Genomic DNA, 9,023 nt, shown 5'->3' on the forward strand with positions numbered 1-9,023 from the left:
GAATATCACTTGCTACTTTAATTTTCTTTTAATATAATTAATTTAGAATTTTTAAATATTCTAAATTTTATAAAGGTGGGATTTGTGTGAATCTCGTTCAATCTTTGGCTGAAACAGCAAAAAATAAGGGGGATAAACCGGCATACATATTTATGGATCAGTCGGTCTCATATGACCAATTAAACAAAGTGGTCACTAGGTTTTCTAGCAATTTAGCAAAAATGGGCATTGGAAAAGGGGACAATGTCGCATTAGCTGTTGGAAATTCACCACATTTTTTAGTCGGTTTATACGGAACGATGAAAGCCGGAGCAACTGTCATTCCGATTAATCCAATTTATACAGCAGACGAAATGCATTACATTTTACAAAATGGAGATGTAAAAACAATCATCGTACTCGACGTCCTTCTACCTGTTATACAATCTCTTACAACAAGACTTCCTTCACTTGAAAATATCATCATATGCGAAACCTCATCAGATTTTAACCATATAGAAACCGAAAAAATGAAAACGTTTACTAGTTTTGTAGGAACTGGAGATTTAACTTACGAGGGTCCTGAACTAGATGAAGAAGATGTAGCTGTTATTTTATACACTTCAGGTACAACTGGAAAGCCAAAAGGCGCTATGTTAACACATAAAAATTTATATAGTAACGCTAGCGATGTTGCATCATATTTACAATATACTGCTGATGATCGCGTCGTTGCGGCACTACCGATGTTTCATGTGTTCTGTTTAACAGTCGCAGTAAATGCACCGATTGTTAATGGTGCGACAATTTTAATGTTACCGAAGTTTAGTCCGAAAGAAGTATTCCGTATTTGTCGTACATATGAACCAACGATTTTTGCGGGTGTACCGACAATGTACAATTACTTATATTTATTTGAAGAAGCAAGTGCAGAAGATGTGAAGACACTTCGCCTTTGTATTTCAGGTGGTGCGTCAATGCCTGTTGCGCTTCTGAAAAACTTTGAAAAACGTTTTGACGTTATCGTTTCAGAAGGATACGGTTTATCAGAAGCATCACCAGTTACTTGTTTTAATCCGTTAGACCGTCCTCGTAAACCAGGTTCGATTGGTACAAATATTTGGCACGTAGAAAATAAAATTGTGAACGAACTTGGGGAAGAAGTACCTGTTGGTGCAGTTGGGGAGTTAATTGTTCGCGGACCTAACGTTATGAAGGGTTACTATAATGCGCCAGAAGATACTGCGGCGACACTTAAAGATGGCTGGCTATATACAGGAGACTTAGCGAAAATGGATGAAGAAGGTTACTTCTATATCGTCGATCGCAAAAAAGATATTGTCTTAGTTGGCGGTTATAACGTATATCCTCGTGAAGTAGAGGAAGTATTATATACTCATGATTCGGTAGCTGAAGTTGTCGTAATCGGTGTTCCTGATGAAAACTTAGGAGAAGCAGTGCGTGCTTTCGTCGTTCTGAAACAAACGAGCGTAACAGAAGAAGAGCTGATGCATTATTGCACGTTACATTTAGCGAAATATAAAGTACCAAAGAGCATTGAGTTTTTAACAGAATTGCCGAAGAATACAACTGGCAAGTTACTGCGAAGAGCTTTGAGAGAGAAGGCATTGCAAGTATAAAAATAAAGATATTCATCTCTATGACTACATGTTTTGAGGTGGATATCTTTTTGTTTTTTAGAATTGACTAAGCTATAAGTCCATATATTTAAAACGTAATATGACTAATACGGAGGGGATATGTATGGAGCAGAAGGAATTACGCTTACGGAAAGTGCAATATCTTATTTGTGACATTATGGATGAAATGAATATGGAGAGTGAGAAGAAGAACTTAGAAACATTGCAAAAGGTAATTGATCACCTTTCAGGAGCGATTGGGGATTTAGTTGATCCATCGAGTACGTATTCGTTGGACTATTTAGAGAGAAAAGTGCATACGGCTCATTATTTATTGTTTAAAAATAACCGGAAAGCGTATTTATGTAGAAAATAAAAAAGATTGGCTTTTATTTTTCCGCCCAATTGATAATCATTATCAATATGATAGTTATGATGGATAAATGAATATAAAAGGAAATTTCATATTGATAATGATTAAAAAAGATTTATTCATATATTTGTTGTTGATGGTGAAAGGGAATAGTTAGGGATATTTGTATAAGCCCCCGAGAAGCGATAATTAGAAATTCCAAGTTGACACATGTGAATTGCGGAATTAAAATAAAAAGAAATCAAACAGAATACAATAGAAGCTCATCAGAGAAACTGAAGGCGCACAACGTTCACTTTTGTGAATAGATTGTGGGCCTTTTTCTATTGTACAAACTAAGGGGGCTTTATATATGAAACAGTGGAGTAAGACAGCATTAATGAAAAGTACAGGTGTTTTATTATCAGCATTTGTTTTTTTGTCGGGTTGTGGTTCGGCAACATCCACTAGTAACTCTGAAGGAAGTACAGATAAGAAGACAGTTGAACTTTTAAATGTTTCATATGACCCGACGCGTGAGTTGTATCAAGATTTTAATAAAGACTTTGCGAAGTATTGGAAAGAGAAGCATGGTCAGACAGTAAATGTAAAACAATCACATGGGGGATCTGGAAGTCAGGCGCGCTCGGTCATTGACGGTTTAGAAGCAGATGTTGTAACACTAGCGCTCGCTTATGATATTGACGCAATTAGTAAGAAGAAACAACTAGCAGAAGATTGGCAGAAGCGACTTGCGGATAATTCTACTCCGTATACATCAACGATTGTATTTCTTGTGAGAAAAGGAAATCCGAAAGGGATTAAAGACTGGGATGATTTAACGAAAAAAGGTGTGTCTGTCATTACACCAAATCCGAAAACATCTGGAGGAGCACGTTGGAACTATTTAGGTGCATGGGGATACGCACTGAAGAAATATAACAATAGTGAAGATAAAGCGAAAGAGTTTGTCAGTCAAATTTATAAAAACGTAGAAGTACTAGATTCGGGAGCACGCGGGGCAACGACGACTTTCGTTGAAAAAGGAATTGGTGACGTGTTAATTGCTTGGGAAAATGAAGCGTTGTTATCACAAAAAGAACTTGGAAAAGATAAATTCGAAATTGTAACGCCTTCGATTAGTATACTTGCGGAACCGCCAGTAGCTGTTGTAGATAAAGTAGTTGATAAAAAAGGAACGAAAAAAGTAGCAGAAGGATATCTTGAGTATTTGTATTCAGAAAAAGGGCAAGAAATTGCGGCGAAAAACTTTTATCGCCCTCGTAATGAAAAAGTAGCAGAAAAGTACGCATCACAATTTCCAAAAGTTCAATTATTTACAGTAGATGAGTTATTTGGCGGATGGAAAAAAGCGCAAGAAAAGCATTTTAATGATGGCGGCGTATTCGATCAAATGTATAAAAAATAAGGGGGGATGAGGTGACGTTATATGAGGAAGAAGCGTGTTTTACCAGGGTTTGGATTATCTCTTGGATTTACAATGCTGTATATGAGTTTATTCGTACTTATACCACTTTCTATCGTATTTATTCAAACTTCGCAGCTAGGCTGGAAGAAGTTCGCACAAGTTATAACGAGTGAGCGCGTTTTGCATTCCTATCAAGTAAGTTTCACAACTTCACTTGCAGCGGCAATCGTAAATGCCATTTTCGGTTTATTAATTGCTTGGGTACTCGTTCGCTACACATTTCCAGGGAAACGGTTATTAGACGGACTAATCGATTTACCATTCGCTCTTCCGACTGCTGTAGCTGGTATTACACTTACAACGTTATATGCGGAAAACGGCTGGGTTGGAAAAATATTTAGTGTGTTTCATATAAAAGTAGCTTTTACCCAGCTAGGAATTATTATTGCACTGACGTTTATTGGCTTACCATTTGTCGTCCGAATGGTGCAGCCAGTACTGCAAAGTATTGATAAAGAAGTAGAAGAAGCAGCTTCTAGTTTAGGGGCGTCACGCTTCCAAATATTTGTGAAAATCATTTTGCCAGAAATATTCCCGGCTCTACTTGCTGGTTTTTCACTCGCCTTTGCGCGGGCATTAGGGGAATATGGATCTGTCGTGTTCATTGCTGGTAATATGCCGATGAAAACAGAAATTGCACCGCTTATGATTATGACGAAACTAGAACAATATGATTACGCAGGAGCAACAGCTGTAGCGGCTGTGATGCTTATTACTTCTCTCCTTTTCCTACTACTTATTAATATGATTCAAACTTGGAGCAGAAGGCATGAACTGAAAAGCGAATAGGAGGGGAGAAAATGGAACCAACATTAGTAGAGAAGAAAATAGTAAAAAGTATGTCAGCTAAAAAAGAATCTAAATTGGTACCAATTCTATTCATTACGATAACAGTTTTATTTTTATCTCTCTTTCTATTACTGCCGCTCGTGACAATTTTTATGAAAGCATTTGAACGCGGGCTTGATGTATATATTGCCGCCGTAACAGATCAAGAAGCATTTTCAGCGATTCGATTAACGCTTCTCGTTGCTTTAATCGTTGTGCCGCTTAATACGATATTCGGAATAGCGGCAGCTTGGCTTATTACGAAGTTTCAGTTTAAAGGAAAGCAAGTATTATTATCTCTTATTGAACTGCCGTTTGCTGTATCACCAGTTATCGCAGGATTAGTATTCGTTTTACTTTTCACACCTCGTGCGGCTCTTGGCGGATGGTTATTGGAACACGGGATAAAGCTCATCTTCTCTGTCCCTGGTATTATCATTGCGACGATTTTTGTTACGTTTCCGTTCGTTGCGCGTGAATTAATCCCGGTTATGCAGGCGCAAGGGAAGAGTGAAGAAGAAGCAGCTCTATCACTTGGCGCAAGTGGCTGGAAAATGTTTTGGCGAGTTACATTACCTAATATAAAATGGGGCCTTTTATACGGCATGATTTTATGTAATGCCCGGGCTATTGGTGAGTTCGGCGCCGTTTCCGTTGTGTCTGGTCACGTGCGCGGCATGACAAATACAATGCCGCTTCATATTGAAATTTTGTACAATGAATATCAATTTTCAGCAGCGTTCGCTGTGGCGACTTTAATGTCACTCATCGCAGTTTTTACGCTCGTTATAAAAAACTGGATTGAATGGAGAATGGAAAAACGACAATAAGGGGTGAATGCGGTGAGTATTCAAATTCAAAATGTATCAAAACAATATGGTACATTTCAAGCGCTGACAGACATTCATTTGGATATTCCAAAAGGTGAACTGGTTGCTTTATTAGGCCCATCAGGTTCTGGGAAAACGACGTTATTACGAATTATTGCAGGGCTAGAAGAAGCGGATCAAGGTTCTATTTCATTTGATGGAGAAGATTTAACAAATATTCACGTGAAAAACAGGCAAGTTGGTTTTGTTTTTCAGCACTATGCACTTTTTAAACATATGAATGTATTTGAAAATGTCGCTTTCGGTTTAAAAGTAAGAAAGAAAAGTATAAGGCCCTCAGCAGAAGTAATAGAAGAAAAAGTAACAGAACTATTGAAACTAGTAAAAATGGATGGTTTCGCAAAACGTTATCCAGCGCAATTATCTGGTGGACAACGTCAACGTATCGCACTAGCCCGGGCACTTGCAGTCGAACCGAAAATCTTATTGCTAGACGAACCGTTCGGTGCACTTGATGCGAAAGTGCGGAAAGAATTACGAAGATGGCTCCGGAAACTACATGACGAATTTCAAATTACGAGCGTATTCGTAACGCATGACCAAGAAGAAGCGCTAGACGTTGCGGACCGCATCGTTGTAATGAATGAAGGGCGCATTGAACAAATGGGAACGCCGGAAGAAGTGTATGAAAAACCGGCAAGTCCGTTCGTATATGACTTTTTAGGAAACGTGAATTTATTTCACGGTCGTGTTCATAAAGGTAAGCTAAATGTAGGATCAGTGGAGCTAGAAGCACCAGAGCATAAGCACGTCTCAAATGTAGACGGAGTGGGATACGTAAGACCACATCATCTATCAATCTCTCGTACGAAACAAAGTGTAGACGCCATCCCGGCGAAAGTAACATATTCACATGCAGTTGGTCCTGTCGTATATGTAGAATTGAAGCGCGACGGAACAGAAGAATATTTAGAAGCAGAAATTAGTAAAGAGCAGTTCAGACAGCTTAACATTCAAACGGGTGAGTTTGTATACGTACATCCGAAAGAAGTGAAGGTGTTTATTCCGGAGGATTTTGTGATTTAAAGAAAAACAAACCGCCATCTAAGTGGCGGTTTGTTTTTTTATTTTTTCTCTGTTCATAGTAGGGCATTTTACCGATGAATATTATATAGTATCTTTCCGAACGTATTATCGGTTAAAATAAAAATCCGCAAAACATGGAGTTTCCACGTTGAGAATGAAAACGCATCCAAATTATTGAGTGCATTTTTTTACAGCCATTATATATTCCTCATCATCAATTCCCCAACCTGCTTCGCAACATATTCAACATCATTATCAATTTCGTCTAATACGTAAGATTCTAAAATGCCTATTACAGCAGTACCTAAAAATTTTAAAACGATGTGCTTATCAATGTTTTTATTGTGAAGATTGATGTGCTTAATATTTACGTTAAACGTGCATAACAAGATATAATAGAAGAAATCAATAAGGAGGCTGGCTGTGAAGAATCTTCGTTATTTCAATATATTTACTATGTTAATTGTATACACACTACTTATGTTTTACATCGGCTGGAACGGATGGGTTTGGCTTCATGCGGTATTTGGCTGGGAATCTTGGGGATACTACGCTTTTGTAGTCGGATTTATTTCATATGCGTACATTCTCGTGCAAGTGTTTAAGTTTTTGCCATTTTTACGAACGGTCGGTTCGATTTGGTTTGCGGTTATACAATATGCGCTCATGTTATTGCCATTAGCCGATATTGCAGTCTTCTTTTTACAGTTTTCTATAGAGAAAGACACGGCAATTATTTGGACAGGGGCAGTCACTTTACTCGTATTTTTCTTTATCTTCGCATACGGGGTATTTAATGCGTATAGCCCGGTTGTAAGAAAGTATGATGTACATATACCGAAAAAGGTAGAAGGGCGTAAAAGTTTACGCATTGCGATGGCTTCTGATATGCATTTCGGTAAATTGTCTGGTGTGTCGCATTTAAAGAGACTTGTCCATCATGTAAATGAAATGGAGCCCGATATTATTTTACTGCCTGGTGATATTATAGATGATCATCCAGGTGTGTTCATTCAAAAAAATATGGGTCCAATCATGAAACAGATGAAAGCTCCATTAGGCGTATATGGTGTGTTAGGAAACCATGAATATTACGGCCGAGCTGTTCCGGAGTTTTTACAAGAGATGGATAAGATTGATATTCGTATTCTTTTAGATGAGGTCATTACAATTGAAGATGATTTTTATCTCGTCGGAAGAAGGGATAAAACAGAGCGTGATCGTCAAAGTTTTGAAAATTTAATGAGTACGGTAGATAAATCGCTTCCTGTTATCGCAATGGATCACCAACCATTTGAATTAAAACAAGCAGCGGATGCCGGCGTCGATTTACTATTATCCGGTCACACGCACCGCGGACAAATGGCGCCGAATCATATTGTGACGAGAAGAATGTACGAACTAGACTGGGGATACGTACAAAAAGGTGCATTCCACGCCATTGTTTCTTCTGGATTTGGATTCTGGGGACCACCGCTTAGACTTGGAAGTAGATCTGAGATTGTGCAGGTGGAAGTTACGTTTGAATAGGTATGTGAAATAGAGAGCTGAGTGCTCTCTATTTTTTAATTTAAAGGCACAAAATATTCGAGTGAAGTTCTTTATTTACTCTCTGAAAAAAGAGATACTATAAGAAGACTCTGCTTGAAAAGGGGGATTATAAGTGATCATATCAGATGTTATATACGGTGAGTTTGAAGTAGATAAAGTGCTAGAAGAGTTAATTTTAAGTAAACCTGTGCAAAGGCTGAAAGGGGTTCATCAAGCCGGAGCAAGTTATTTAATGAACGAGAAATGGGATGTAACGCGCTTTGATCATTCAGTTGGTGTGATGTTGTTAATTAAAAAACTAGGTGGTTCAGTAGAAGAACAGATTGCTGGTTTACTGCATGATGTATCGCATACTGCCTTTTCTCATGTGATTGATTATGTTTTTGATAATAAAAATGAAAGTTATCATGAAGAAATATTTAGCTCTGTTTTGAAAAACTCGGAAATCCCGGCGATTCTTTCAAAACATGGTTATAACTATGAAGAAATTTTGTTAGATGATTCGAAGTGGACATTACTTGAAAAATCTGCGCCAGAATTATGTGCAGACCGAGTGGATTATACATTGAGAGATATGTATACATATGGATATATTTCTTTAGAAGAAGCTCAAAATTTTTTAGATGATTTAATCGCAGTTAATGGGAAAATGGTTCTTCAAAATATCGAGATTGCTGAATGGTTTACGAAGACGTATTACAAAGAAGTAATCGACTTCTTTATGAAACCACTTAATATTTATGGAAATGATATGTTAGCCAAAACGTTAAAGTTAGCTCTTTATAAAAAGGTAATCCATCCAGATGATTTTCTTCTTGAAGATCATGAGCTTATTACGAAATTGCAGCTATGTAAAGATCAAAAAGTAGATGCTTTATTAAGAAAAGTTCATCCAAGTATAGAAGTAAAAGAAGATAGAAATGAGTATGATCTATATCAGAAAAATAAAGTGCGTCTCATTGACCCGCCCTTACTTCGTGAAGGGAAAATCGTTCAGTCGTCTGTCGTATCAGAAAAAATACGACAGATGAGCGATATCGCTTATGAAAAAGCGGTAAGAGGAATGTATGTGAAAGTGATTTAAAAGGAAAAGGTGTCATCAATTATGATGACACCTTTTCGCTTTAAAGGGTTGTTCGTATAGAAATGTGTTACATTTTTACGAGACCTTTTTATTTTACCAGAAAAATACCTTTTATGGTAAGGAAATAACTGCTGAAAAGTTTTTCGTTGAAAATAATTTGTGAAAAAAGTACTAATTTTTAATG

At 37.4% G+C, this 9,023-nt stretch carries 9 protein-coding genes; 8 read left to right on the forward strand and 1 reads right to left on the reverse strand.

What is annotated here, in order from left to right; genetic code table 11:
* Window positions 1-86: 86 nt before the first annotated feature.
* The 6 genes from ACFWDE_RS28645 (at window position 87) to ACFWDE_RS28670 (ending at window position 6,204) form a co-directional block, all read left to right on the forward strand.
* Window positions 87-1,619 (forward strand): fatty acid--CoA ligase family protein, encoded by a 1,533-nt coding sequence (locus ACFWDE_RS28645; protein WP_377896155.1) that lies wholly within the window; start codon window positions 87-89, stop codon window positions 1,617-1,619.
* 124 nt (window positions 1,620-1,743) lie between these two features.
* Complete coding sequence (locus ACFWDE_RS28650; RefSeq protein WP_377896156.1) at window positions 1,744-1,995, forward strand: hypothetical protein; 252 nt, start codon at window positions 1,744-1,746, stop codon at window positions 1,993-1,995.
* A 349-nt stretch (window positions 1,996-2,344) separates the two neighbouring features.
* The gene (locus ACFWDE_RS28655; protein ID WP_377896157.1) at window positions 2,345-3,400 is read left to right on the forward strand and encodes a sulfate ABC transporter substrate-binding protein; all 1,056 of its coding nucleotides are present in this window, start codon (window positions 2,345-2,347) and stop codon (window positions 3,398-3,400) included.
* Window positions 3,401-3,421: 21 nt separating this feature from the next.
* Window positions 3,422-4,249, forward strand: coding sequence for a sulfate ABC transporter permease subunit CysT (cysT, locus tag ACFWDE_RS28660; protein WP_377896158.1), 828 nt, complete (start codon window positions 3,422-3,424; stop codon window positions 4,247-4,249).
* 11 nt (window positions 4,250-4,260) lie between these two features.
* Window positions 4,261-5,118, forward strand: coding sequence for a sulfate ABC transporter permease subunit CysW (gene cysW / locus ACFWDE_RS28665; RefSeq protein WP_377896159.1), 858 nt, complete (start codon window positions 4,261-4,263; stop codon window positions 5,116-5,118).
* A gap of 12 nt (window positions 5,119-5,130) precedes the next feature.
* Complete coding sequence (locus ACFWDE_RS28670; RefSeq protein ID WP_377896160.1) at window positions 5,131-6,204, forward strand: sulfate/molybdate ABC transporter ATP-binding protein; 1,074 nt, start codon at window positions 5,131-5,133, stop codon at window positions 6,202-6,204.
* A gap of 197 nt (window positions 6,205-6,401) precedes the next feature.
* On the opposite strand, the gene ACFWDE_RS28675 is transcribed toward ACFWDE_RS28670, so the two are convergent.
* A complete protein-coding gene (locus tag ACFWDE_RS28675; protein ID WP_377896161.1) occupies window positions 6,402-6,593 on the reverse strand; it encodes a TetR family transcriptional regulator in 192 nt (63 codons plus the stop codon).
* A 34-nt stretch (window positions 6,594-6,627) separates the two neighbouring features.
* On the opposite strand from ACFWDE_RS28675, the gene ACFWDE_RS28680 reads away from it, so the two are divergent.
* Both ACFWDE_RS28680 and ACFWDE_RS28685 read left to right on the forward strand, forming a co-directional pair.
* Window positions 6,628-7,734: a metallophosphoesterase gene (locus ACFWDE_RS28680; protein WP_377896162.1), complete on the forward strand. Its 1,107-nt coding sequence runs from the start codon at window positions 6,628-6,630 to the stop codon at window positions 7,732-7,734.
* Window positions 7,735-7,867: 133 nt separating this feature from the next.
* Complete coding sequence (locus tag ACFWDE_RS28685) at window positions 7,868-8,839, forward strand: HD domain-containing protein (protein ID WP_377896163.1); 972 nt, start codon at window positions 7,868-7,870, stop codon at window positions 8,837-8,839.
* Window positions 8,840-9,023 lie beyond the last annotated feature (184 nt).

The sequence above is a fragment of the Bacillus sp. NPDC060175 genome (assembly GCF_042728695.1).
Classification (GTDB): Bacteria; Bacillota; Bacilli; order Bacillales; family Bacillaceae_G; genus Bacillus_A.